The 25,087-nt window shown below is 32.6% G+C and carries 27 protein-coding genes and 2 pseudogenes; 26 read left to right on the forward strand and 3 right to left on the reverse strand.

The window, feature by feature from the left end; translation table 11 throughout:
• Positions 1-29 precede the first annotated feature (29 nt).
• The 8 genes and pseudogenes from BN853_RS00295 to BN853_RS00315 all read left to right on the forward strand — a co-directional run bounded on the left by BN853_RS00295 (position 30) and on the right by BN853_RS00315 (position 4,061).
• On the forward strand, positions 30-545 hold the full coding sequence (locus BN853_RS00295) for a terminase TerL endonuclease subunit (protein ID WP_282430946.1): 516 nt from the start codon (positions 30-32) through the stop codon (positions 543-545).
• Between the two features lie 32 nt (positions 546-577).
• Complete coding sequence (locus tag BN853_RS00300) at positions 578-1,405, forward strand: GIY-YIG nuclease family protein (protein WP_030003955.1); 828 nt, start codon at positions 578-580, stop codon at positions 1,403-1,405.
• Between the two features lie 16 nt (positions 1,406-1,421).
• Positions 1,422-2,237, forward strand: a complete 816-nt coding sequence (locus tag BN853_RS00305) for a hypothetical protein (protein ID WP_030003956.1) — start codon at positions 1,422-1,424, stop codon at positions 2,235-2,237.
• A gap of 111 nt (positions 2,238-2,348) precedes the next feature.
• Positions 2,349-2,582, forward strand: a complete 234-nt coding sequence (locus BN853_RS09170; RefSeq protein WP_030003957.1) for a phage portal protein — start codon at positions 2,349-2,351, stop codon at positions 2,580-2,582.
• 102 nt (positions 2,583-2,684) lie between these two features.
• Positions 2,685-2,966, forward strand: a pseudogene (gene tnpA / locus BN853_RS09175) (IS66 family insertion sequence element accessory protein TnpA); the annotation flags it as partial.
• Complete coding sequence (gene tnpB / locus BN853_RS00310) at positions 2,963-3,313, forward strand: IS66 family insertion sequence element accessory protein TnpB (protein WP_052591082.1); 351 nt, start codon at positions 2,963-2,965, stop codon at positions 3,311-3,313. The pseudogene tnpA (BN853_RS09175) and the gene tnpB, both read left to right, overlap by 4 nt.
• A gap of 223 nt (positions 3,314-3,536) precedes the next feature.
• Positions 3,537-3,689: pseudogene (locus BN853_RS08890) on the forward strand (hypothetical protein); the annotation flags it as partial.
• Between the two features lie 102 nt (positions 3,690-3,791).
• Positions 3,792-4,061 carry an IS66 family transposase gene (locus BN853_RS00315; RefSeq protein ID WP_052591084.1) on the forward strand — a complete coding sequence of 90 codons (270 nt, stop codon included), beginning with the start codon at positions 3,792-3,794 and terminating at the stop codon, positions 4,059-4,061.
• A gap of 252 nt (positions 4,062-4,313) precedes the next feature.
• Here the strand turns inward: BN853_RS00315 and BN853_RS00320 are convergent, their stop codons facing one another.
• Positions 4,314-6,362 (reverse strand): alpha/beta fold hydrolase, encoded by a 2,049-nt coding sequence (locus BN853_RS00320; RefSeq protein WP_157869916.1) that lies wholly within the window; start codon positions 6,360-6,362, stop codon positions 4,314-4,316.
• Positions 6,363-6,775: 413 nt separating this feature from the next.
• On the opposite strand from BN853_RS00320, the gene BN853_RS00325 reads away from it, so the two are divergent.
• The 8 genes from BN853_RS00325 (at position 6,776) to BN853_RS00355 (ending at position 14,864) form a co-directional block, all read left to right on the forward strand.
• Positions 6,776-7,321: a glycerol-3-phosphate responsive antiterminator gene (locus tag BN853_RS00325; protein WP_030003960.1), complete on the forward strand. Its 546-nt coding sequence runs from the start codon at positions 6,776-6,778 to the stop codon at positions 7,319-7,321.
• An 84-nt stretch (positions 7,322-7,405) separates the two neighbouring features.
• Positions 7,406-8,839: an NAD(P)/FAD-dependent oxidoreductase gene (locus BN853_RS00330; protein ID WP_030003961.1), complete on the forward strand. Its 1,434-nt coding sequence runs from the start codon at positions 7,406-7,408 to the stop codon at positions 8,837-8,839.
• A complete protein-coding gene (locus tag BN853_RS00335; protein ID WP_030003962.1) occupies positions 8,836-10,095 on the forward strand; it encodes an NAD(P)/FAD-dependent oxidoreductase in 1,260 nt (419 codons plus the stop codon). The genes BN853_RS00330 and BN853_RS00335 overlap by 4 nt, the downstream gene beginning before the upstream one ends.
• Positions 10,092-10,457, forward strand: coding sequence for a DUF1667 domain-containing protein (locus BN853_RS00340; RefSeq protein WP_030003963.1), 366 nt, complete (start codon positions 10,092-10,094; stop codon positions 10,455-10,457). Before BN853_RS00335 ends, BN853_RS00340 begins: the two co-directional genes overlap by 4 nt.
• Positions 10,454-11,947 carry a glycerol kinase GlpK gene (gene glpK / locus BN853_RS00345; protein WP_030003964.1) on the forward strand — a complete coding sequence of 498 codons (1,494 nt, stop codon included), beginning with the start codon at positions 10,454-10,456 and terminating at the stop codon, positions 11,945-11,947. The genes BN853_RS00340 and glpK overlap by 4 nt, the downstream gene beginning before the upstream one ends.
• 535 nt (positions 11,948-12,482) lie before the next feature.
• On the forward strand, positions 12,483-12,671 hold the full coding sequence (gene tnpA / locus BN853_RS09180) for an IS66 family insertion sequence element accessory protein TnpA (protein WP_427909979.1): 189 nt from the start codon (positions 12,483-12,485) through the stop codon (positions 12,669-12,671).
• A gap of 244 nt (positions 12,672-12,915) precedes the next feature.
• Positions 12,916-13,851 (forward strand): tyrosine-type recombinase/integrase, encoded by a 936-nt coding sequence (locus BN853_RS00350; RefSeq protein ID WP_030003965.1) that lies wholly within the window; start codon positions 12,916-12,918, stop codon positions 13,849-13,851.
• A 23-nt stretch (positions 13,852-13,874) separates the two neighbouring features.
• On the forward strand, positions 13,875-14,864 hold the full coding sequence (locus BN853_RS00355; RefSeq protein ID WP_030003966.1) for a tyrosine-type recombinase/integrase: 990 nt from the start codon (positions 13,875-13,877) through the stop codon (positions 14,862-14,864).
• A gap of 138 nt (positions 14,865-15,002) precedes the next feature.
• On the opposite strand, the gene BN853_RS09185 is transcribed toward BN853_RS00355, so the two are convergent.
• Both BN853_RS09185 and BN853_RS00360 read right to left on the reverse strand, forming a co-directional pair.
• Positions 15,003-15,086 carry a hypothetical protein gene (locus tag BN853_RS09185; protein ID WP_084232873.1) on the reverse strand — a complete coding sequence of 28 codons (84 nt, stop codon included), beginning with the start codon at positions 15,084-15,086 and terminating at the stop codon, positions 15,003-15,005.
• Between the two features lie 90 nt (positions 15,087-15,176).
• On the reverse strand, positions 15,177-15,563 hold the full coding sequence (locus tag BN853_RS00360; RefSeq protein WP_030003967.1) for a PglD-related sugar-binding protein: 387 nt from the start codon (positions 15,561-15,563) through the stop codon (positions 15,177-15,179).
• Between the two features lie 346 nt (positions 15,564-15,909).
• Here BN853_RS00360 and BN853_RS00365 point away from each other — a divergent pair, with 346 nt between their 5' ends.
• The 10 genes from BN853_RS00365 to BN853_RS00410 all read left to right on the forward strand — a co-directional run bounded on the left by BN853_RS00365 (position 15,910) and on the right by BN853_RS00410 (position 24,997).
• Positions 15,910-16,530, forward strand: coding sequence for a winged helix-turn-helix domain-containing protein (locus BN853_RS00365; RefSeq protein ID WP_030003968.1), 621 nt, complete (start codon positions 15,910-15,912; stop codon positions 16,528-16,530).
• Between the two features lie 11 nt (positions 16,531-16,541).
• Positions 16,542-17,660 carry a DegT/DnrJ/EryC1/StrS family aminotransferase gene (locus BN853_RS00370; protein WP_030003969.1) on the forward strand — a complete coding sequence of 373 codons (1,119 nt, stop codon included), beginning with the start codon at positions 16,542-16,544 and terminating at the stop codon, positions 17,658-17,660.
• A complete protein-coding gene (locus BN853_RS00375) occupies positions 17,653-18,279 on the forward strand; it encodes a sugar transferase (protein WP_030003970.1) in 627 nt (208 codons plus the stop codon). The genes BN853_RS00370 and BN853_RS00375 overlap by 8 nt, the downstream gene beginning before the upstream one ends.
• Positions 18,276-18,890 (forward strand): acetyltransferase, encoded by a 615-nt coding sequence (locus tag BN853_RS00380; protein ID WP_030003971.1) that lies wholly within the window; start codon positions 18,276-18,278, stop codon positions 18,888-18,890. The genes BN853_RS00375 and BN853_RS00380 overlap by 4 nt, the downstream gene beginning before the upstream one ends.
• 23 nt (positions 18,891-18,913) lie before the next feature.
• A complete protein-coding gene (locus BN853_RS00385; protein ID WP_030003972.1) occupies positions 18,914-19,984 on the forward strand; it encodes a glycosyltransferase family 4 protein in 1,071 nt (356 codons plus the stop codon).
• A gap of 30 nt (positions 19,985-20,014) precedes the next feature.
• The gene (locus BN853_RS00390) at positions 20,015-20,494 is read left to right on the forward strand and encodes a hypothetical protein (protein ID WP_030003973.1); all 480 of its coding nucleotides are present in this window, start codon (positions 20,015-20,017) and stop codon (positions 20,492-20,494) included.
• A 218-nt stretch (positions 20,495-20,712) separates the two neighbouring features.
• A complete protein-coding gene (locus BN853_RS00395) occupies positions 20,713-21,090 on the forward strand; it encodes a hypothetical protein (RefSeq protein WP_030003974.1) in 378 nt (125 codons plus the stop codon).
• Positions 21,087-22,472, forward strand: coding sequence for a hypothetical protein (locus BN853_RS00400; RefSeq protein ID WP_030003975.1), 1,386 nt, complete (start codon positions 21,087-21,089; stop codon positions 22,470-22,472). The genes BN853_RS00395 and BN853_RS00400 overlap by 4 nt, the downstream gene beginning before the upstream one ends.
• A gap of 1 nt (position 22,473) precedes the next feature.
• A complete protein-coding gene (locus BN853_RS00405; protein WP_030003976.1) occupies positions 22,474-23,661 on the forward strand; it encodes a glycosyltransferase in 1,188 nt (395 codons plus the stop codon).
• The gene (locus BN853_RS00410) at positions 23,651-24,997 is read left to right on the forward strand and encodes a polysaccharide biosynthesis protein (protein ID WP_030003977.1); all 1,347 of its coding nucleotides are present in this window, start codon (positions 23,651-23,653) and stop codon (positions 24,995-24,997) included. The genes BN853_RS00405 and BN853_RS00410 overlap by 11 nt, the downstream gene beginning before the upstream one ends.
• Positions 24,998-25,087 lie beyond the last annotated feature (90 nt).

Below are 25,087 nucleotides of genomic sequence, written 5' to 3' on the forward strand. Positions count from 1 at the left end.
TTTAGAAAAAAGATAGCAACAAGAAATTTGTGATTCAACATTTCTTTATGCCAAGTGAAGTTCTAGATAAAAGAATAACAGAAGATAATGTTCCCTATGACATATGGGTAAAAAAAGACTTTTTAACACTAACAGAAGGAAATCAGAACGATTTTAGTCTTGTTACAAAGTTGTTTATGAAGATGATTCAAACATATGGTATAAGACCTCTTTGGGTAGGGTATGATCCTTGGAACTCTCAATATTGGATCAAAGAGATGGAAGACCTAGGATTTAACATGGAAAAAGTTAGACAAGGTATTTATTCATTATCCGAACCCATGAAACAGATGGAAGCAGACCTTAAAAACAATCTATTAGTTTATGATAATAATCCAATCCTTAAATGGTGCTTATCTAATACACAAGCTAAGGTAGATTTAAATGGAAACATTCAACCCTCAAAGCTAAACTCCAAATACAAACTAATTGATGGAACAGTAGCATTAATTATTGCATATGCAGTTTTAAATAGGTATAAAATAGATTTTGGAAATATGATATAATAGAAATAATTTAAATTGTGAGGGGTTGTCGTATGTTAACTTTAACGAATATACTAGGAATCGATGAGAAAGATTTTATTAATTATAAGATTCATTTCGCTTTTGGAGCAAACAATGACCCATTAAACGAATATTTGTTGGGACGATTTAAAGAATATCAGGAATATCAAACAAAGCCTAATTTTAATCGAAAGTACATTATTTCACTCGTTAATTACGATAGAGATATATGGATGTATGCAGGTATTTTTGAAGTTCTATGTGATCCGACACTCGATGTAAGTTCAAATCTTTACATATATCAAACGAATCTACTTGATATTCAGAGTGACCTAATAGGTAGGTTATTTTTCACTTACAAGAAAGATTTTAGAGCATCTTATCCCAGATTAGAGTTAATGCCAGCTAGTGAAAATAAACCAGCTGATATGGTAGTATATAAAATTGATGTAAATAAGTTATCAATAGAGGACTTTCCTGGATTTGATAAGATTAAAATTAGCTATGATATTTTAAACAGCATTATCAACCAAGATATACCTACTTGGAAAAATGCACTTTCAAAAGCAAAAGGGATTTATCTAATTGCAGATACATTGACAGGAAAGCTTTATGTGGGAAGTGCTTATGGAGAATCTGCATTATGGCAGAGATGGTCTGAATACTCTAAAAATGGACATGGTGGTAATAAAGATTTAAGAGAACTATTGAAAATAAATGGAGATGACTATAAAAAGAATTTCCAATATTCAGTTCTAGAAATCAACAATTTAAACACTAGTGACATTTATATTTTCGAGAGAGAAACCCACTGGAAAGAGATTCTTTTAACAAGAAAACATGGGTTAAATAGCAATTAAATGTGAGGTGATTTTTGTGTTAAAAGCAGAATTTGTAGAAATGACAAGTCAAGAAACAAAGAACTTATGGTTTATTTCGACCATGTACAAGTGGCGATCTATCAAACTAGTAGAATCATTTTTCGAGGAAGATATGCCAAAGGCTAATCAAGTAAGATCTCGAATACACAATAAATATTTAAAAATAACGTGTTCAGATGATAAGGATATTAAAGTGCCTTATTTGAAAAGTGAGCAAATACAGTGTCTTTTATCCACAGATAACAATCATCTGAATTCAAGATATTCTGTTTATTATAGTAAACCTAAAGAGTTGTATATTAAATTAGATGATAAATTATCTGATATGATCGATGGCGGATTAATAAGGCGTTATTATATTCATGTAATAACTGAATCAAATGATAAAGTAGAAAAGTATGGAATTTCAACCATTTTGGAGTATAAGAATAATGGCGATATTGGAAATCCTAATTTTGCCATTGAACCTAGCGCAACTGTTCATAAAATCGGTGATACTAATATATTGTATAATACAATAGATTTAACTTTCTTTGCATTATTGATATATCAAGGGCTATTGTGGATATCGAACAAGAAGATTGATGTATCAACATTGGGTTATCTGGAGATTGCTATTGTAATATCATATTTTGCACAATTATATTTTAGAGCGAAATATATTGGACACACATTTGTGAATAAATCAGGGTATTATCTCAAATATTTATATTGTAAGTTTTTCACTAAAAAGCTTGTTCAGTTTAATAAGTCCCATTTTACAGAGAGAAAATTTATTACTGAAATAATAAATAATTCTAGAGGCAAGTAAATGCCAATATTTAAACGAAAAAACAAAACTGGTTCAGTAGATGCCTTACAAATCATAAATAACACAAGCACATTCTATACACCTTTTGGAACGAATATTTTATAAAGCGATGTGGTTAAGATTTGTATTGATAGAGTTGCCAGTCAATGTGCAAAACTAAAATCAAGATATATCAAAATAGAAAACGATAAGACAGTATCCGAGAAAAGCGGAAGACTGTCTTTTCTTTTGAAACATAAGCCAAATGAAATTATGACACCTTATGATTTTATCTATAAGATTGTTACTACATTACTACTTAATGCTAATGCCTTTATTTATCCTAGGTTTGATAAATATCCGTAAACGTCAAATATTAGACGGATTTGATTGTTCATCCTAAACTGCTAAGATTAAAAATAAAAAGGCGGTTGATCAAATGAAATGTAATCAAAAAAAACAAATAAATGGCGCGTTCTTGTCAAGACCTACAACGAATCAGACATAACGATGAAAGCGTTTTGTCAAATACATAAGGTCAATGTCCATCAGTTACAGTATTGGTTAAAGAAATTTAAACATGAATCAACACCGACAAGTTTCGTCAAAGTTATTAATCCCATCTATCAAACTCAAAAACCACTAACGTTTGACTTTCAGGATTTACGGATTAATATGCCTGAATCCTATAACGAATCTACCTTGATTGATTTAATTAAGACCCTACGGAGACTGGGTGATGAACGTTGATTAACCTGGATAAAGTTAAAAACATCTATCTCAGTCATGAATACACCGATATGAGAAAACAGGTCGATGGTCTTTCAATCATGATTCAAACGGTGTTTAAGTTAGATCCGTTTGAACCCAGTCTGTTTGTCTTTTGTAATAAGGGTAGGAATAGATTCAAAATACTTCACTTCGATCATGGCTTTTGGTTATATTACCGCAGGTTGGAAAAAGGTAAATTCAAATGGCCGGATAAAGAAGGGTTATTCAACATCCGTTTTGAAGAGTTAAAATGGTTCATTAATGGCCATGAACTGAGACTTGAAACACGTAAGTTTGAACCTATAAAAAAGCTTTATTTATACTAAAATATCAGATAATGAAACGATAGAAAACGTTGATTTTTCATCGTTTTTTTTGATATGACTATAAGTAGATAAAAGCGCTTTATAAGGGGGTTATCTTATGAATGAAAACATCAAAAAACTAATTGAAGAGAATCCAGACTTAGCATTATTGTTAAGTGAGAAAGACCATCAAATATATAGTCTAATGAAACAAGTCGACACCCTTTAATTTACTCTATCGAAATTTAATAAAGAACTCTTTGGTAAAAAGAGTGAACAAATGAAGAAGGATGAGGACGTTAACTTGTTCAACTTTAATGAACCAGAAGAACATCAAAACCTAAACGCCGTTGAACCAACCATTGATAAAGTCAGCACACCTAAAAAAAAGACTTAAAGAACAAGTAAAGACGGTTAAACAAAGAGAAATCGTCTATGACTTAAATGAGGAGGATAAGACCTGCAGCGATTGTCATTCTACTTTAGTTGAAGGCGGTATTTGACTAGAGAAACCATTGAAGCGATTAAGGTCATGGAAAAGACGATCACACATAAGTGTCCGGTGTGTAACACATTCCACAAACAAGAAAGTCCTCACTTACCAATTGAAGGTAGTATCGCTAGAGCGAGTCTACTTTCACAGGTAATTACCGATAAAAAAGCCAACGCACTCCCTTTATATCGCCAAAGCGAAGACTATAAGCGAATCGGTTTATCGTTATCTAGACAAACCTTATCGAACTGGATGATAAAACCAGTCAGCTTTTAGAAATAATTTACGCTAATTAAGTGATATATTATAGGCAATTCATTACTAAATGCATGGTTGATGACGGTTGTAATAATTGCTGTTGCGATTAAGCTTGAGATAGCTGACAGATGTACCGTCATCGCATTTAAAATCCCAAAGATAATAAACTGTTCAAAATCATACAGACCTAAACTCTTATAGATTGCTATATTAACATCTTATACAAAAAAACGGGAACTTATTTAAGTTCCCGTCTAAAAGCTACTAGATTTATTTGAATGTGATTAAGTAAACAGCTGTGTTTGCTACAGCAACGAATGTGAAGAACATTGTTGTGAAGAATACACCTGTCCAAATATTGCCTGTCTTTTCAGCTAATCTTCTTAAGATGATACCTGCAACCACTAGGGTTGGAACTAAACCAACTAATAGGATTGCGTTAAGTGAGAAGTTGTTGAATGCTGCAACACCTGTGTTGTATAGAACAAAATAGTCATACACTAAGAATAAAATGACTGGTCCAACCAATAGTACTGCTGCTAAGATATCAGCAAGTATTGGCTTCATCTTCTTAGCATTAACGAATACGCTAATGCCTACTGCTAAGTAGTAAACGAAGAAAATTGGTATGTATCTTAATGCTGCAATAAATTGACGGTTGTTGAAGACTTTAATTGCATATGTATAGAATCTAAAGTCTGTCTTGAAAATCCATTCAATGATCGCAATGAATAAGAAGAATCCAAAGGTTAAGACTATTGAAGTTACTAAGCCCATACCAACTTCTGTCCAAGATGCTTTAAGCCCGTAAGGGTTATCAGAAACTTTGAACATTGGTGTAGTAGCAAATGTAATCAGTAATGTTAATAAACCAGCAGCCATTGCCCAATAGGCAATTGAGTTAATAGAAGGTGCACTCCAGTAATTAACGTTATTAATGATGCCTGGATTGACTAATACCCATCTAAATGCTAATGCGATTAAGACAACTACAGAAGAACCAAGTGTAATCTTTTGTGCAAGTTTAACAAGTCTTTCTTCTTCTTTAACAAGGGTAATTAACCATACAGCGATTACGAAGAATATTGCCCCACCAGCAACATAATGCATCGTTTTCGCAAGTAAGTCCATACCTGCAGCTTGTCTATCCATGAAGATGTTTAAATAGAAAGCACTTAACAATAATGATCCTACAATTAAAACCACTTTAAGTTTGTTTAAATGAGGTTCGTTGGATGATTTTAGGCTAGTTGATTCACTTTGTTGTTTAATAATTTTATTGAATACTGGTAATTGTGTTAGTAAAGTGAATGCTGGGAAAATCATTAAGAACAATGCGATTAAAGCGATAAGCGTAAATGCTTCTTTAAGCCACCATACTTGTCCACCTTGTTCTTCAATACCATATGAAGAAAGTGTGCCTAAATCTGCATGTCTATTAAGTTGGAATTCAAATGCATCTGTGAAGAAATCAATTGTATTTCTACCAGTTTCTAAGCTCCATGTATTTTGAGGATGTGTTTCATCTGGTGTATAGATGATTCTTTGACCAGAATCTCTGTCATACCATGTTGAAGCTTCTGCATTGCCTTCGTCATCTCTACCTAGGAACTTAAGCCCCACAGTGTCTTTAACGAAATCTTTGTATTTCACAGTGCCGTCAGCACCACTATTATCAAAGAAGAATTGATCCCAATGGGCAGCGATAATACCAGCAGATCTTGGGCCAAACATAGTTTCTGGATTGGCAACACCGATATATCTAAAGTCAGCACCAACTGGTAATGCTGCAGCTATCTTTCTGTAGCCATTTGTTAGGAAATCCATTTCATCAAAAATGACTGCATAGGATGATGAGAACCCTCCCATAGAGTGACCGCTTACGCCAATCATACCATCGCCATTAGCAGCTTTTAAGACAAAATCTAAATCATAAACATATTGTACAGCGTCATATACTGATCTAACAAAGAAGTTAAACGCAGCCGGCGTATCCCATCTTGAATCGCCATGGTCGTACATATCAAATGCCAATACGACAAAGCCCCTTCTTGAAAGCTCAATGGCTCCAATTTCTTGCATTTCAGCATTGTTTAAATACCCATGGGTAAGTACTACTGCTGGTGCAGGTTTAGAATCACTAACGCCCCTAGGTTTATATAGGTAGCCTGAAAGAGTGCCTCTTTCTGTTTCAAAACTCACCTTATCAACCTTAACTTGAAAAAACGAGTTTTGAACCGTCGATGCAAAAAAACTTGATGCTAACACAACAATAACGAGTGTTAGTAACCATACAACTGGCTTTTGAATTTTCTTCAACATAATCTCTCCTTTTTCTATGTAATTTTATAGAATCCATAAAAAAGAGTGAAGCTAAAACTATTCTTAAAAGAATCGTTTTTCCAGCTTCACTCTACGGGCTCTAAGCGCTTACATTACGTTATCGATTTCATTATATCACCCAAAGAAATATATGTCAATACGTTGGAAATAGGCTATTTTGAGTACTATATTCTACGAAAACAAGGACGAAAGCTCTTTACTTTATTTTTAATTAGTATAATTAACGATTGGTCTATTGATATAAATATGAATTACCCTCTTGACTAAACTACTTTTAAAATCTATAATGAAGATAGAATTTAAGAGATAGAGTCTAGAGCAAAATCCACTAATGCATATCGTATGAGCATTTTTTGAGTTTGCTATTATTTTTATAAGAGGGGGTACTTGTGTTAAACAATCAAAGAATCATCCCGGCAATCGGAAATTTTCAAGATTTAAAAGTGTTCTTATCCAGTAATATGGTTTATGGTATACTGATGAACTTTCAACTGGCTCAATTACCTGAACTTGTATTAGAAATGAAAAAATTCAACAAAAAAGTATTAATTCATTCCGAACTAATCAAAGGATTAAGTTCTGATGAATTTGGAGCAATCTATTTAATTCAAACTCTAAAAATAGATGGCATCATCTCAAGCAAACCGAGAGTTATCGAATTATGTAAGAAAAGGCAGGTGATTGGAATCCTAAGGTTTTTCTTTAAGGACTCAATATCACTTGAACAAGGTCTAGAAGTAGTTTCAAAACTCAATCCAGACTACCTAGAGGTTCTTCCAGCATTGTGTGTAGATATATTACCCGAAATTAAAGAACATGTTAAATGTGACATTTTGATGGGTGGTTTAATAAGGTCTAAAGATCAAATCGCTACGTGCCTTTTAAGTGGGGCAATTGCTGTTACTACAAGCAATAAAGCGTTTTGGTTAAAATAAAAGTTAATCTAAGAAAAGAGACAAAAGAGAAAAAAAGCGTTTTAGAAACCTTTTTTCTCTTTTCATTTATAAGGAGGCATTTACATGTATGATTATGTAGTTATTGGTTCAGGTATCATTGGTTCTTTGATCACAAGAGAACTATCAAGATACCCACTTAAAGTATTGGTGATTGATAAAGAAAATGATATTGCCAGTCATCAAACCGTCGCGAATAGTGCGATCGTTCACTCTGGCCATGACCCAAAAGAAGGGTCATTAAAAGCGAAGTTTTGTGTAGAGGGAAACCTCTTGTATGAACAACTCGAAAAAGAATTAAATATTTCTCTATTAAGAACCGGTGCGTTAGTGGTGGCTCATGATGATGAAGAGAATAAGAAGCTTCATGAACTCTATGAACGTGCATTAAGAAATGGGGTTCCTAAGGTATCAATCATTTCGGGCGATGAAGCGAGAAAAAGAGATCCAAGGTTATCACAATCGATTGTGATGGCTCTAGACTTACCAACAACCAAAGTCACTTTTCCTTGGGAAGTTGCGATTGCTAGTATTGGTAATGCGATAAAAAATGGCGCTGAGTTTAAAAGAAATGCACACGTTATTAACATCATTAAACATGAGAATCACTTTGAATTAATACTGGAAAATAGGGATTCGATAGTGTCAAAAAATGTCATCAATTGTGCAGGTGTTAATAGTGACATAATCGCTTCATATATTGAAAGTCCAGAATTTAAGATTATCCCTAAAAAAGGTGAATACTATGTGTTAGACCGTAAGGCAAAAGGTCTGTTTAATAGTGTCATTTACCCACTACCAACTAAGAAGGGTAAGGGTGTTTTAATCGTCCCTCAAACACATGGTAATATTCTTTTAGGTCCTACCTCCACTATTACAAGTGAACGTGAAAACTATGGTACTTCAAGAGATGGTTTAACCTATATCAAAGAACACTTAAAAGACTTATCGAATGATATTCCTTATGATTTAATCATCAGAACATTCGCAGGCATTAGGGCTTCTTCTACCTATGAAGACTTCTATATCAAAGAATCGAAAACACATAAGGGTTTTTATCATGTCGCTGGCATTGATTCACCAGGTCTTACTGCTGCACCAGCCATTGCGAACTATGTAGTTCATGAACTCCTTAAGATCAAACAACCCATGAAAAAAGCGTTTGATCCATACCGCGAGAAACCGATTGTCTTTCATGAACTAGGAATGGATGATAAACTTCAATTACTTCAAACAAAACCAAAATATGGAAACTTGATTTGTAAATGTGAAAAAATCAGTGAACAGGAAATCATTGATGCCATTCATGGTCCTACAGGCAATGACACCATTAAAGGCATCAAGAAACGTGCTAGAGCGGGTGCGGGTTTATGCCAAGGTGGGTATTGTGAAGGCTTAGTATTAAAGATCATCGCAAGAGAACTTAATAAGCCTTTGACAGAAGTTAATTACTATTCTATAGATACCCCAATTCTACTTAAGGAGACGAAGTCAAAATGAAAACATACGATCTGACCATTATTGGTGGTGGCGCAGCTGGATTAGCAGCCCTAAAAAGTGCCCTTGATGATAGACTAAACATATTACTAGTTGAACGTGAACGTATTTTAGGTGGCATCTTAAATCAATGTATTCATAATGGGTTTGGCTTACATATGTTTCATGAAGAACTAACTGGTCCAGAATACGCTTCAAGATTTATTGAATCTCTGTCTAATGAATCCTTTGATATCCTTTATGGAACAACCGTCATTGACATCAAGAAGAATGACTTATTTAAACTAACGCTTACAAGCGAAGCCCACGGGTATCAAGAAATAAAGTCCAAAGCAGTGATCATTGCTTCTGGATGTTATGAAAGAACACGTGGGGCCATTGAGCTTCCTGGCGAAAGACCTAAGGGCATTATGCCTGCAGGTAGTGCCCAAAGATATCTTAATATGGATGGGTATTTGGTTGGTAAAAACATCTTTATATTAGGCAGTGGAGACATCGGATTAATCATGGCCAGACGTATGACTTTAGAAGGTGCTAATGTACTGGGTGTTGCAGAAATAATGCCATATTCTAATGGTTTAACCAGAAATATTGTCCAGTGTTTAGATGACTATAACATTCCGTTATATTTATCTCATACCGTTACAAACATCAAAGGTAAAGACAAATTAGAACAAATCACAATTCAACAAGTAGATGATGAGTTTAACCCTGTTCCTAATACAGAAAAAACCTTTGATGTAGATACCTTACTTCTATCGGTAGGACTCATTCCTGATGTGGGGTTATTTGATTCCTTACAGATGACTAAAAGCAAGATTACTAAGAGTGCCGTTGTCGATCAAACCTTAATGACTTCTGTCGAGGGGTTGTTTATCTGTGGGAATGCACTTCATGTTCATGATCTGGTAGACTGGGTAAGTAAAGAAGGCGAAAAGGCCGGTAAATATGCTAAACAATATTTACTTAATGGTAAGAATCCAAAACATGTAAAGAGGATTATCCCTGGAGCAAATATCCGTTATACAGTCCCTCAAGAAATCGACTTTAACAACATCAGTGAAGATGCCATTACGCTTTCCTTTAGGGTTACAAGAAAACTGACTTCAGGCACATTTAAAGTAATGCAAAATGGTGAAGTCATTCAAATTAAGAAAGCAAAATACATCGCCCCAGCAGAAATGGAAAACATAACCATCAAATTTGAAGAACTTAAGAAGTTTGAAGATATCACTCTAGAACTGGAGGAAACATTATGAAAGAACTAACTTGTATTGTATGCCCTGTAGGGTGTCATATTGAAGTATCCGATGAAATGGTACCTACTGGAAACAGGTGTTCGAGAGGAGCTAAATATGCAATAGAAGAAATGACTGCCCCTAAGAGAATGATTACATCCACAGTTAAAACCATATTTCCTAATCTTCCAAGACTATCCGTGAAGACGTCTAGTCCAGTCCCAAAAGAACTTATGAAAGCTATTTTATCTGACCTAGATAGCATTAGGGTAGAAAATCATGTTAAAATAGGAGATGTAATCATACATAACATTAAAAACACTGGCGTTGACATTGTATCAACCAAAACCAGTATCGTAACTTTCTTAGGAGGCGCTCTATGAAATACATCTTATCCATTGATCAAGGTACCACAAGCACAAGGGCTATAATTTTTGACAAAGACTCTAACATGCTTGCTGTAGCGAGTGAAGAGATTACACAATATTACCCTAATCCAGGTTGGGTAGAACATAACCCTAATGAAATTTGGGTTAGTGTATTAGCTGTCATTGCGAGAGCATTATTGGAAGCAAGACTCAAACCAGAAGATATCCATGCCATTGGGATTACCAATCAAAGGGAAACAACCGTCGTCTGGGATAAGTTAACCGGTCAACCTTTATATAACGCCATTGTCTGGCAATCAAGACAAACAGCAGCTATATGTGATGATCTCATTTTAAAAGGGTATAAAGAAACCTTTAAGGCTAAAACTGGCTTGTTAATTGATGCCTATTTCTCAGGAACTAAAATTAAGTGGATATTAGACAACGTTTCTCAAGCACGTGAAAAAGCCGAAAAAGGCGAACTCTTATTCGGAACCATTGACACATGGCTTGTCTACAAACTTACAGGCGAATCTGTGCATGTAACTGATTATACTAATGCCTCACGCACATTACTGTTCAACATCCATACCTTAAAATGGGATGAAGAACTTTGCGATATTCTTGGTATTCCAATGTCGATGTTACCTAAAGTGAAGTCTTCTAGCGAAATCTATGGACATACTATAAAAGAACATTTCTTCGGAAGCATCGTTCCGATTTCTGGGATTGCTGGTGACCAACAAGCTTCCCTATTTGGTCAAACTTGTTTTGAAAAAGGATCTGTCAAAAATACATACGGCACTGGCTGTTTTATGCTTATGAATACTGGTGCTAAACCAATAGAATCTCAACACGGATTATTAACTACGATTGCATGGGGCATAGGTAATGAAGTTACTTATGCACTAGAAGGTAGCGTCTTTGTTGGTGGCTCTTCTGTTCAGTGGTTAAGAGATGGTATCAAACTGATTCATTCAGCCAAAGAAACTGAAGCGCTTGCCAAATCATTACCTTCCAATGAAGGGGTATACATTGTCCCAGCCTTTGTTGGTCTAGGAACGCCTTATTGGGATTCAGATGCGAGAGGCGCAATGTTTGGCCTAACTAGAGGCACAACCAAAGAACACATCACTAGAGCAATACTAGAATCGATTTGTTACCAATCCATGGATGTATTAAGAGCTATGGAGGAAGACACCAAACTTCCTATTAAATCCTTAAAGGTAGATGGTGGTGCAACCGTTAATCAATTCTTAATGCAATTCCAATCAGACATTTTGAATCTAAAAGTTGAACAACCTAAAATCCTCGAAACAACTGCCTTAGGTGCAGCCTATCTTGCAGGATTATCCACTGGCTATTGGGAAACGAAAGATGATATCAAAGCCTCTTGGCAATTAAAGAATTTATTTGAACCGAGCATGACTGAAGACATCAGAGCTAAATACATTAAGGGTTGGAAAGTTGCTGTTGAAGCTAGCAGACATTTTAAACTTAAATAACCAAATTCTTCTATCAAAAAGTGTCGCTCGAATTGAACGGCACTTCTTTTATTTCTTATCTCGACGATTTGTTGTTTAAATTCGTTTGAATAACGATTGCCTGTTGAAGACATGAGATCAACTCCTTCCTTATATTCTAACATAAGTAGGATTCTTACTCTTTTTGTCTACTGTTCTATATTAACAGCATATTATTCTTAAAGTAACTAGTGGCTAATGGTAGCTTATTACAATGATGGTTTGCTGTTTTAAAATAAGAAATAGGTGTTCTCTGTTCTTTAATGGAAAAAGGCGATCTTTGGAATTGTACAGTGCTTAATCATTGAGTCTTTATAGGCTTTGGCTATCTTACCATCTCTACAAAGTGTAGCTACTTGAGATGGTTTTTTTCACATTAGTCTAATATTTTTCGGTAGTTAGGTAATTTTGATTTGTTAAATTAAATGTAAGCGTCAAATATTAGACGGATTTCATTGTTCATCCTAAACTGCTAAGATTAAAATAAAAAGGCGGTTAATCAAATGAAATGTAATCCATAAGAAACAAATGGCGCGTTCTTGTCAAGACCTACAACGAATCAGACTTAACCATGAAAGACTTTTGTCTTAAATATGATGTTAAAATCCACCACCTACAGTATTGGTTAAAGAAATTTAAGTATGAATCAACACTCACAAGTTTCGTCAAAGTTATTATCCCATCTACCAAACTCAAAAACCACTAAGATCTGAGCAATCAGGTCTTTTTTTGACGTCTAAAGTTTGACGCTTACAATTGATTCCTCAAAATGAGCTTTATAACAACTCAATGATGATGGTTCTGTGTAGCATTTATTAAACACCTTAAAATAACAATACATTTTTTTTATATGATCATGGATCTTTACAGAGACTTCATAAATTGAAGTAATTTAGTTTTCATCTTGTATTATATGATTACGATAATGATTATTTTAAGGAGGTGTAAAAATGTCTTTTCATCCACTTTTCCAACTAATTGAAGACTACCTTACTGATAAGGATATGACCAAAGAATCCTTTGACTTGTATCAAACCATACTTAAACAATACACTAATTATTTAAAAAATAATCAAATTGAATTTGCTAAAACAAGTGATGTAACTAAATACATAAAATCGATTAAAGATAAAGGCTATTCAGTTAGTTGGATTAATCTCCAACTAACAGCGATTAAAGGGTTATATAGATATTTAAGTGACAATCAACGAAGATATGATTTACCCTTAGAATATGCCTTTGATATAACGTTATCTATTAAAAATGAACAATCATCAAGAGAAAACAACAGACCACTACTAACGATTGAACAAGCCAAGCAATTGATCATAAAAACGAAAGAAAATAGACGATACATTTGGCACTATCGTGACCACGCGATGATCTATTTGATGCTAACAACGGGGATTAGAGGTGTTGAGGTTAGACGCTTAAAGAAAAAGGATTTTAGTGTACTTAATGAACAGTTAATCTTATATGTTCAAGGTAAGGGTAGAGATAATGCAGATGAGTACGTCAAGATACCTAGCGGTGTTGAAGAAGCGATCAATGATTATCTATCAAAAAGAGAAGATAAGAGTCCTTATATCTTTGTTTCTCATAGGAAACATACCGATAAATACATGTTATCAAGAACCTTTTTTGATTCAATGTTTAAAAGGGTTTTAAGAGACTCTGGGTTAAGTGATTTGAACCTAACACCACATGCCTTAAGACATACAGCTGCGACAGCTAATTTACTTAGAGGTGAATCACTCGAACAAACCAGGCAGTTCATGAGACACAGTCAAGTAACTTCTACGATGATTTATGCCCATCATCTAAAAGAGAAGAATCTTGATAGCCAGAATGAACTAGAAAGCTTTATATTAAGTAGTGATGAATAATTATAAATGTGAGGTAATGAATTATGACTAAACATCATTTAGAAGATTTAACTGAAATCCATTTATCAGAAAAAAATATTTCAGCTTCAACCATCAAGTCATATAAGATTGTATTTAAGAAATATATTGATTATCTAAAGAAAGAAGACATCACCTATCCTAGGACAAGTGATGTCATTAGATACAAAAATCAGATGAAAGAACAAGGTTATTCGACTTACTATGTTTATATTCATATGAGTGCTTTAAAGGGCTTATATCTTTATTTAAAGATGAATCAAGAAAGGTTTAACTTAGATCCTAAATATAAATATGACATAATGACTGATATTAAGAATGAAAGAATAAAACCCAACGTTAAAAAAAGAGTCTTAACACCACTTGAAGCGAAACAACTCCTCTTATATACAAAAGACCAAAGAAAGTTTATTTGGGACTATAGAAATCACGCAATCATCTATTTGATGTTAACCTCAGGTTTAAGTATTCATGAGATTACTTATTTAAAACTAGAAGACTATCAAGTGTTAAATGACGAAGCATTACTATACATCAAAAGAAAAGGCCATAGCGAAAATAAACAGGCCTCAAAAATCTCACGTGGGGCTAATGAAGCCATCACGGATTATATATCTAGAAGACAAGATCATAATCCTTATCTATTTATCGCTCATAAAAACAAGATGGAAGAAAAACCGCTAGGCAGGATGTTTTTTATGACGATGTTTAATAAGCTTTTAAAAGACGTTAAGTTAGATCACTTAGGTATCACACCTCATTCACTAAGGCATACCGCAGCTACCCTTAACTTACTTAGAGGCGCTTCAATTGAAGAGACAAAAGCACTACTTAGACATGTGAATATCAAATCAACTGAGAAGTATCAAGCATACATCAATAGATTAAAAGATAACTCTGAACTTGAAATTGATTCATATATCTTAAGAGAAGAGATGGAAAGTAACTATTTGATGTTTTATTACTTATTAACTGATTCATATCATATCAAATGATGATTTTTATATGATCTAAAATGACTAATTAAAGAATTAATAATAAACCCGAAAGCATGTGACTTAACTGCTTTCGGGTTTTCTATCGTTTATTTTATATATTTTTTCGCAGGTATACCAATATAGATACGAGCCTCATCAATTGATCTTGTAATGACGCACCCCCATCCCTATGGTGACATTTGAGGTGATATGAATGTTATTTCTAATGGTACTATTCATGCCAATTAAACATAAATCACCAATCGTTGTTGAACCACCGACTGTGACACCTGAGGTAACATAGGTGAAGTTACCGATTTGATCATCATGTCAGATGATTGCACCTGTATTAATGATTGAGTGAGAACCGATGGTTGCGTTTGTGTTAACAACGGCACGGTGCATAATAACTGTACCCTCTTTAATAGAAGCGCTAGGAGAAACATAAGCACTCTTTGAGATTAGGGTTCTGTAAACTAAATCTGGATGTTTTATAGCGATTTCTTTTATAAACTCATTACTACCTAAGGCGATGAAGAATAAGGCATTGGGATATTTAAATTTGATGTGATCGATATCTGATAATGTTCCAAGCGTATTTTTCTGATTATTTGAACTTTCAATAAAACCTGTTGCGGTATAACCATTTTCTACTGCGATCTCAGATACGACTTTTGAATGTGTACCGTTACCAATAATGATTAATTCTTTTACCACTAAAATCAGTTCCCTTAATTAAATTATATTACTGGTTCTTTTGATCATATTTTTTAGAATATAAACTTCACAAACCAATCTTGATTGGTACTTTATATCGAGGAAGTAAATCATGATTCTTTGCAAAATATCGTGGTGTTTGAAATAATTTTGAAATGAATATCATTGGCACTTACTGGGTATAAATGAAAAAAACGCTTAAATAACTCAAAAAAACTAAAATTTATGAAAGGATTCAGACAAAAGTGTTCGTTTTATAAACAAATCGTTAAAATAGCCTTGTAATAATCAAATCTTTAAGATAAAATGTAATCGTTAATTAAACGAACAATGATGGCGGTGGCATATGAACAAAAACCAATTCTTTAAACCGACAGTATTATATAAAGAATATATGATACTAGACATGATTGAAAAAGATAGCCGTGTGACTCAAAGAGAAATTAGTAAAGAGATAGGGATTGCACTTTCCATGGTCAATGATCACTTAGATCAGTTTGAGAAAGAAAAGCTAGTCAAACGGATAAAACACTCAACGAAACATGTTGAGTATTTGATTACAAAAATAGGCATTGAAAGGCGTAAAGTCCTCAATATTGGATACTTGAACGCCACTAAAGAATTATACTTCCAAGCGAAAGATACCTTTGAGAAGTTCTTAGCCCAAGTCAAAGATAAAGGATTCACCAATATTTTGTTATACGGAGCAGGAGAGGTCGCAGAGATGATCTTACACGCGATTATGACATCTAAAACAAATGAAGTGAATGTCTTGGCTGTGATTGATGACGACCTTAGTAAGGTTGGACAAAAGATTGGCAATTATGTCATCATTCCAAGAGAGAGCATTCATGATTTTGAACATGATGGCATATTAATCACAACCTATACAAAGAAAGATTTAATCAAAGATAAATTGTTACAAATTGATTATCCAATTGAAAACATTATAGAGTTTTTTGAATAGAGGAAAAGAAAATGGAAAAGAAAATATTACTTTCTTCACCACACATGAGTGCTGAGGGTTATGAACAAGAATATGTAAAAGAAGCCTTTGATACCAATTGGGTTGCGCCACTAGGACCTAACGTCAATGGTTTTGAAAATGAGATAGCAGTTAAAGTGGGTATTGGACATGCAGCTGCCTTAGTATCTGGAACTGCAGCTATCCACATGGCTTTAAAGGCTGCTGGGGTAAAAGAAGGCGACATCGTATTATGTCAATCTCTAACCTTCTCTGCTACCGCGAATCCTATTATCTATGAAAAAGCGATTCCAGTATTTGTAGACAGTGATTATGAAACATGGAATATGAGTCCTAAGTTTTTAGAAGAAGCACTTATTAAATATCCAAATACGAAAGTAGTATTAGTTGTCCATTTATATGGTCTATCTGCTGATATGGACAAAATTGTAGCCTTATGTAAAAAGCATAATGTAACTCTAATTGAGGATGCTGCTGAATCTTTGGGTACTACATTTAAAGGTCGATATACAGGAACCTTAGGGGACTATGGCATATTCAGTTTTAATGGGAACAAGATTATCACGACTTCGGGTGGTGGGATGCTGGTTTCTAATAATGCTGAACGTATTCAAAAAGTTAGATTTTGGTCTACTCAAGCAAGAAATCAAGCAAGACATTACCAACATTCCGAATTAGGCTATAACTACAGAATGAGTAATGTGGTTGCAGGCATTGGTCGCGGACAATTGAAAGTACTTGATCAAAGAGTAGAGAAGAAAAGACAGATTTATCAATACTATAAAGAATCATTAAAAGACATAAAAGAAATCGAATTCATGCCAATGAATGATTGGAACTATTCAAACTGCTGGCTTACTAGTATTACCCTAAAAGGAAAAGTAACACCTGTAGATCTAATCATTGCTTTGGAAAAAGAGAATATTGAATCGAGACCTTTATGGAAACCGATGCATTTACAACCATTCTTTGAAAAATACGATTTCATAGGAGATAGAACTTCTGACGATTTATTCAATAGAGGTTTATGCCTACCAAGTGATTCAAAAATGACTATTGAAGAACAAAATCGAGTGATTAAAGCAATTAAAGAGGTTTTCAAGAATGCATAAAAAAGGATTTTACGAAAGATTTATCAAAAGACCAATGGATTTTATATTAAGCTTTATGGCGTTAATTGTGTTGTCACCAGTTTTAATTGTTGTTGCGATACTCGTGAGAATAAAACTAGGTTCACCAGTTTTGTTTAAACAAGCACGACCAGGTCAAAACGAAAAGATTTTTCATTTGTACAAGTTTAGAACTATGACCAATCAAAAAGATGCACAAGGTAGTCTTTTTCCAGACGACATTAGACTTACAAAATTTGGGAAGTTTTTACGTTCTACAAGCTTGGATGAGTTACCTAGTCTTCTTAACATTCTTAAAGGGGATTTAAGTATAGTTGGTCCAAGACCTCTTCTTGTTCAATACCTTCCGTTATATAATGACGAGCAAAGAAGAAGACACGAAGTAAGGCCTGGTTTAACTGGTCTTGCACAAGTAAATGGTAGAAATGCCACTTCATGGGAGAGACGATTTGATTATGATGTTAATTATGTTGATAATATAACGTTATTAACAGATATGAGAGTGATGTTATTAACGATTAAAAAAGTGATTATTAGAGAAGGAATAACATCTAGTGATTCTGTGACTATGAGAAATTTTGAAGGTAATAAGAAAATATGAGTGAACTTTTAATAATTGGGTGCGGAGGTCATGGAAAGGTAATACTAGACATGGCGAAAAAAAAATCTAAATGGACAACCATACAATTTTTAGATGATTATCACATTGGGGAATTGATTAACGGTATTAAGGTAATTGGATCTATAGACATGATTAATTCAATTGATAATTATGACTATATTATTGCTGTTGGTGATAACAAAACTAGAGAATCTATATTCAATATCGCTAAAAATAGTAACAACACTCTAGTTACCATTATCGATTCTAGTGCAATAATAAGTGATACCGTTGTAATTGGCAAAGGTACTGTGGTGATGCCGAATTCAGTAATTAGTACTAATTCAATAGTAAATGAGTGTTGTATTATTAATACTGGATCAATAATCGAGCATGACACAAATATAGGAGGGTTTTCTCACGTTTCACCAGGATCAGTGATTTGCGGGAATACAAAAATAGGTAAGAGTGTCTGGCTTGGAGCGAATTCAACCGTAATAAACGGGGTTTGTGTTTCTTCTGATATCATAGTAGGCGCGGGTAGCACAGTTATAAGTAATTTGAGAGTTAAAGGAACATATGTTGGATCACCCGTTAAGAAAGTAAAATGAACCTAAATGTGAGGGGGAAAAAAATGAAAGTTTTATATGTATCAACGTTATCAAGTACAATAAACGCCTTTTTAGTGGAACACATAAAACAGTTGAACAAAAACGGACATCAAATCGATATTGCCGCAAACTTTAACAAGGAAATTGCACCAGAGTTAAAAAGTATCATCGGAAACACTTTTAACGTTTCATTTAACAGGAGCCCATTTAGTTTTGATAATTATAAAGCATACAAAGAAATAAGAAAAATAAGCAATAAACATAATTATGATATTATCCATCTACATACACCAGTTGCTTCGTTTATTACCAGACTTGCTGCTAGAAATTGCAAATCAAAAATTTTCTATACGGCTCATGGTTTTCATTTTCACCGGAAAAGTAGTATATTATCTTGGCTTATTTACTATCCGCTTGAACGATACTTGTCTAAATATACTCATACCCTTATTGTAATAAATTGGGAAGATTATGAATTAGCCAAAAAAAAGTTTTTTCAGAAGCGATTAGTTCATATTAATGGTGTTGGATTTGATAGAGACAAATATATTGTTAATACAAAAAAATTCAATTCAAATAAAGTCAATTTCGTTTCTGTAGGTGAAGTTAATAAGAATAAAAATCATGTACGTGTAATTAAAGCGTTGTTAAAAATAAAATTTGACTATTCCTACACTATAGTCGGTACAGGTAAACTTGAATGTAAACTCAAACGCTTAATAAACAAATATAAGCTAAACGATAAGATAAAATTATTGGGCTATAGAGAAGACATTAACACAATTTTACTCGAAGCCGATATATTCATTTTTCCTTCATTAAGAGAAGGATTAGGTATTGCTGCAATTGAGGCAATGGCATCTGGATTACCAATTTTGACTTCGAATGTGCACGGTATTAATGATTACTCAGCAGAAGAAATTTCTGGATTCAAGTTTAATCCAAAGAATGTGAGTGATATAGCTCATAAAATAGAGAAAATTATTAATAATAAGGATAATTGGATCTCATATAGTAATAATAACATTAGGGAATCGGAAAAGTATGATATAAAGTTAATTTTGAATGAAATAATAAAAATTTATGATGTATAGTAAATTTGAATATTGAATAGAGGTAAATATATGATTGGAATAATACATTTGATCAATACAGAATTTTCACCCTATATAAAGAAATATACGAGTATTTTAGATGAGTTACAATTAGAGTATGAGATTGTATTTTGGAATAGATTAAACTATGAATATACACGAAAAGAGTTTGTTGTGTATAATGATTACACACCACTTGAAACAAGTAAATATAAGAAAGCTTTAAAATTTATGAGATATAGGAAATTCGTTAATAGGATACTTAGTCAAAAAAAATACAGTAAAGTGATATTTCTAACAACATTAACCGGTTTTTTAGTTAATACTAAAAATTTAAAAAAATACAGGGGTAAATTTATTTTTGATATCCGTGACTATACATATGAGAACAACATATTTTTTAGATTCTTTGAAAAAAAAATAATTAATTATTCTAGGATTACAACCATATCATCACCATATTTTAAAAATTTCTACCAAAGTTCAATTACATACTGTCCCATAACATAAACAATAATCAAGTTTCTCAAGCCAAATACCACCGTTTTGAAAAGAAGGAAACCATTCCTTTAAAACTTTCATTTATTGGAGCAATTAGACATTTTGAAAACGATAAAAACGTAGTTGACTGTTTAGCGTGTGACCCTAGATATATTGTTGAGTTTCACGGTCACGGGGCTAGCTATCAAGATTTAAAATCATACACTCAAGGATTAGAAAATGTCAATATGACAGGAAAGTATGATAATGAACAAAAAGAGAAACTGATAATTAGTTCTGATATTATTAACAGTTATTATCCTGGTAAAGATCCTGTGAATCACTATGCACTATCAAATAAATTTTATGATGCGATTATTTATAAGAAACCCCTTTGGGCTAACCCGGACGTTTATCTAGGCCAAATAGCATTAGAAAATGGAATAGGGTTGAATGTGCGGCTATCGGATAATTTAGCAGAAGAACTATATACAGCCTATATGGGAATTGATAAAATGAAGTTTGAAGCTAATTGTGATTCCTTATTAAAATTTATTCTTGAAGATGAGAGATATTTCTATTTAAAGATTAAAGATTTCTTTAATTCAGAAGAGTTAACAATATGAAGAATATACTGATTGTCTCTAATATACTATTATCACTAATCATAGTAGTTTTATCGGTGATCAATAAAATTCCCGTAATCAGTCTTTTAGCTATTTTTTATACTTTCGTAATTACAATCATTCTTCTTACTAAGAGTGAATACTTAAAATTATTCAAGTATTTAGGATTTAAAATCCTATTCGTGATTCTTGAAATTAGATACATAATTATGCCATTATTCATCGCGATTGTCGGTAAAACCGATAGTATTGGTCGACAACCAGATTCATCAAGCATCTTAGTGGCTGTAATTTTTATGATAATTGAAATGTTAACAATAATAATCAGTGCTACATATTTTTATAAGGATAAACTTGGAAAAGAAAGTATTAAGCCGTATAATTCAAATAACAGTAACTATTCTATATTTTATATTGGCTTAATAATAATCTCCATTGTCCTGTTGGCTTTATACCCAAGATTATTGGGTAATTTTGACATTCTAAGTATACGAGATATTGAAATTGTTAGTTACTTTAGAGGTTTTGATATTAGAATCATTCGGTTTACCCAAATACTGATTACAATTTATTCTGTTTCATTTATACACAGATTAAGTAAAAATAGCAAATTCGGTTATTATGTGGGATTGTTATTTTCATTAACATTAGTAGTACTTAGTATGTCAATTCTGCAATCAGAAAATAGAGCATCTTTTATAATTAGTGCTATATCATACATGTCCATGATTTCCTGGATATATAGAAAAAATGATGGTTTTATTAAGTATGTATTTTTAGCGGCTATTGTTTTGATTATATCGATTATAACATTGCAGCGAGAAAAACTATATGGAAGTAACCTAGAAAATTCAATTACATCACTTTCAAAACTAATTCAAGTATATTTTTCTGGTCCTAACTCGGTTGCAAACAGTATTGATCTATTCAAAAATGACGCATATTTGTTAAATGCTAAAACTTTTTTAACTGACGTCTTTTTATGGTCAGGTTATTTGGGTAACGTTCTATTTAAAAATGAGATACTTCAAAACTACGGCACCTCCTATCGATTTAATTATTTCATATATGAAGGTATGATGTATGGTGAAGGTGATCAAATTATACCGCTTATTGGTCAGAGTATTGCCTATTTCAAAATAGCTGGTATAATTTTAATGCCAACTATTTTAACTAAATTATTGTCCGTATTTGATACTTTCGCAATTAAATCCTGTACAGTTGACGAAAAATACATTTTTTCATTTATAACAGTTGTATTTGGACTATTTCCCATCTACAATATTTCGATACTAGGATTGTATTTCTTTGATAGATTTTTAATCATGTTTATATTTTACTATATAAACAAATACGTAAATAAAATAATAAGAGGGTTATAAAGTGAAGAAAGCATACATTAGTATTAATAATTTTTTAATTGGAGGGGTAGAAACTTCACTCGTTTCATTCATTAATATCCTAATGAAAGATTATGATGTTACTTTAGAAATTTTAGGTAAGTATGATGAAAACATGATTCGACGCTTAGATAAGAGTATTAAATTAAGGTTCCCCAACAAGAGTATTAGAAAATATGTTGATTTGGAAGGTACACATCGCAAGAATACTAAAGGACTAAGCGATATTATTTTAAAAATCGTTTTTTATATCACTAATAAAATAAAACTATCTAAGTTGCTGTATTTGGCAATATCATTTAGGCAGAAAGATGAAATTTATTATGACCTTGCGATATCCTACACAGGACGACCAGGCATTTGGGATTACCTTTTATTATCGACAATAAAATCAAGACTGTATTTATCGTGGATCCATAACGATCCGAATAAATTAGGTATCAAGTCACACCACTACAAAGTATACTATTCTAAATATGATATTATTTTGTGTGTCTCAATGGATTCTCTTAATAAAATTAAGAAAATTTTATTAAAAATGACATCTCTAAATTTCAAATTCTCTATAATACAGTTGATTATGAAAGATTATCTGCGATGTCTAAATAAAAAAATTATAGAACATGATTCTAATGTTTTTACAATACTCACGGTAGCCCGTATCCAAAATTCATCTAAAAGAATAGATAGAATTGTCGATGTAGCTTCTATGCTTATAGATAACAATATTACATCATTTAAATGGTATGTTCTGGGTGATGGTCCAGATTATGAGGAAATACTTAATCAGGTAAGGAATAGGAATTTAAAGAATTACTTGATATTTAAGGGGAGCTGTGACAATCCTTACCCGTATTTCAAAAATGCAGACTTATTTGTATTGACATCAGATTATGAAGGTTTGCCTGTAGTCCTTATGGAAGCAAGACATTTTAAATTACCGATATTGACAACTAATATTGACTCAGCTTCGGAAATGGTTAATCATATGATCGATGGAGTGATTTCTGAAAAAAATGTTGTGAATTTGTATGAATGGATTAAGAAAATAATCACAGAACCTGATTTTTATGGAATAATTAGACAAAATTCATTAACTCATAAAGGTTACAACAATAACGATTTGTCTGAGTTCCATAAAATAATAAGAGGACTATCAAATGAGGAATAGGTCAGTTCTTTTATCTATGATGTCATCAGTAATTTATCAGATTGCAGTTTTGGTATCGAACTTTATTGTTGTTAGACTTATTATCGTTTATTATGGTTCAAAAACAAACGGGTTAAATAATACTTTCATAAACATAATTAATTATTTAAGTATTATAGAAGCGGGAATTGCCTTATCAGCGACATATAAACTATATCATCCACTAGTACATAATGATTGGCCTTCTATAAATTTGATCCTTTCAACAGCTAAAAGGTTATATAAATCAACAGCGATAATTTTTATGTTTATTGTTATTATTGTAGCAATAATATATCCACTATTCATTGATTATACAGGGATTGGATTTAGTCCAACGTATCTAATATTGATACTTGGGTTTAGTAGTATTTTAGAATATACATTAAATGGACATTTTCGTGTTTTGCTTATGTCTGACCAAAAGAGTTATGTTGTAAATAATATACAAACGTTTACTTTAATAATTTCAACAATAATTAAAATCCAACTCATTTTATCAGGCTTTATGTTCATTTATGTACAACTACTAAGTGCCATAGCAGTTTTGCTTAGGTATACAATCACAAAAGTATACATAAGAAGTAAATATAAATTATCTAACTACAATCTTAAACCACAAATGAATATTTTGAACGATAGATTTTCAATAATTGGTCATCAAATTTCGGGCCTAATTGTCTTTAATTCAGCACCTATACTGTTAACTTCTTTTTTAGGGTTAAACATTACAAGTGTCTATTCTGTATATGCTCTTGTATTCAATGCAATTGTTACAACATTATTCATGTTTTCTAAATCTTCAGTATCAAGCTTCGGGAATTTAATGATATCTGAAAATGACGAAAGAACTTCAAATGTTTTTGATATTTTTCAAAGTGTTTTTTTCACATTCGGTTTCTGGTTTTATTCTGTAACGGCATTCTTAATAATACCTTTCATTAAGTTATACACTAATGGGATAGATGACACTAATTATATTATTGAATATCTTGATGTATTTTTCATAGTAATTGGGATTCTGAATATGATTCGAATCCCATCAAATATACTTATTGAAGCAAAGGGACATTATGCTCAAACAAAAAATCGAGCATATTTAGAAGCTACTATCAACTTAGTAGTATCGCTAATACTGATTAAACCATTAGGAATCTATTCTGTTATGGTTGGGTCGCTAGCATCTTTCACTTATCGAAGTATAGATATTATATTGTATTCTAAAAAACATTTTTTTCAAAAAGACCACATACTAGTTTACTTTATCCTACTCAATCTGCGATATTTGTTGTTCTCTTGCTACTTAGTTTTATTTTAAAACTAGAAATAATGACTTGGAATGATTGGATTTGGAAAGGATTTATCACAAGTTTTGCAGTAGGGTTAATTTACCTAACAATATTATTAT

The sequence above is a fragment of the Paracholeplasma brassicae genome, from assembly GCF_000967915.1.
GTDB lineage: Bacteria > Bacillota_I > Bacilli_A > Acholeplasmatales > UBA5453 > Paracholeplasma > Paracholeplasma brassicae.

Coding starts and splice junctions, on each gene's coding strand:
- BN853_RS00300 (WP_030003955.1), top strand. CDS start 578: ATGTTAACTTTAACGAATATACTAGGAATCGATGAGAAAGATTTTATT.
- BN853_RS00330 (WP_030003961.1), top strand. CDS start 7,406: ATGTATGATTATGTAGTTATTGGTTCAGGTATCATTGGTTCTTTGATC.
- BN853_RS00335 (WP_030003962.1), top strand. CDS start 8,836: ATGAAAACATACGATCTGACCATTATTGGTGGTGGCGCAGCTGGATTA.
- BN853_RS00340 (WP_030003963.1), top strand. CDS start 10,092: ATGAAAGAACTAACTTGTATTGTATGCCCTGTAGGGTGTCATATTGAA.
- glpK (WP_030003964.1), top strand. CDS start 10,454: ATGAAATACATCTTATCCATTGATCAAGGTACCACAAGCACAAGGGCT.
- BN853_RS00350 (WP_030003965.1), top strand. CDS start 12,916: ATGTCTTTTCATCCACTTTTCCAACTAATTGAAGACTACCTTACTGAT.
- BN853_RS00355 (WP_030003966.1), top strand. CDS start 13,875: ATGACTAAACATCATTTAGAAGATTTAACTGAAATCCATTTATCAGAA.
- BN853_RS09185 (WP_084232873.1), bottom strand. CDS start 15,086: ATGAATAGTACCATTAGAAATAACATTCATATCACCTCAAATGTCACC.
- BN853_RS00365 (WP_030003968.1), top strand. CDS start 15,910: ATGAACAAAAACCAATTCTTTAAACCGACAGTATTATATAAAGAATAT.
- BN853_RS00370 (WP_030003969.1), top strand. CDS start 16,542: ATGGAAAAGAAAATATTACTTTCTTCACCACACATGAGTGCTGAGGGT.
- BN853_RS00375 (WP_030003970.1), top strand. CDS start 17,653: ATGCATAAAAAAGGATTTTACGAAAGATTTATCAAAAGACCAATGGAT.
- BN853_RS00380 (WP_030003971.1), top strand. CDS start 18,276: ATGAGTGAACTTTTAATAATTGGGTGCGGAGGTCATGGAAAGGTAATA.
- BN853_RS00385 (WP_030003972.1), top strand. CDS start 18,914: ATGAAAGTTTTATATGTATCAACGTTATCAAGTACAATAAACGCCTTT.
- BN853_RS00390 (WP_030003973.1), top strand. CDS start 20,015: ATGATTGGAATAATACATTTGATCAATACAGAATTTTCACCCTATATA.
- BN853_RS00395 (WP_030003974.1), top strand. CDS start 20,713: ATGACAGGAAAGTATGATAATGAACAAAAAGAGAAACTGATAATTAGT.
- BN853_RS00400 (WP_030003975.1), top strand. CDS start 21,087: ATGAAGAATATACTGATTGTCTCTAATATACTATTATCACTAATCATA.
- BN853_RS00410 (WP_030003977.1), top strand. CDS start 23,651: ATGAGGAATAGGTCAGTTCTTTTATCTATGATGTCATCAGTAATTTAT.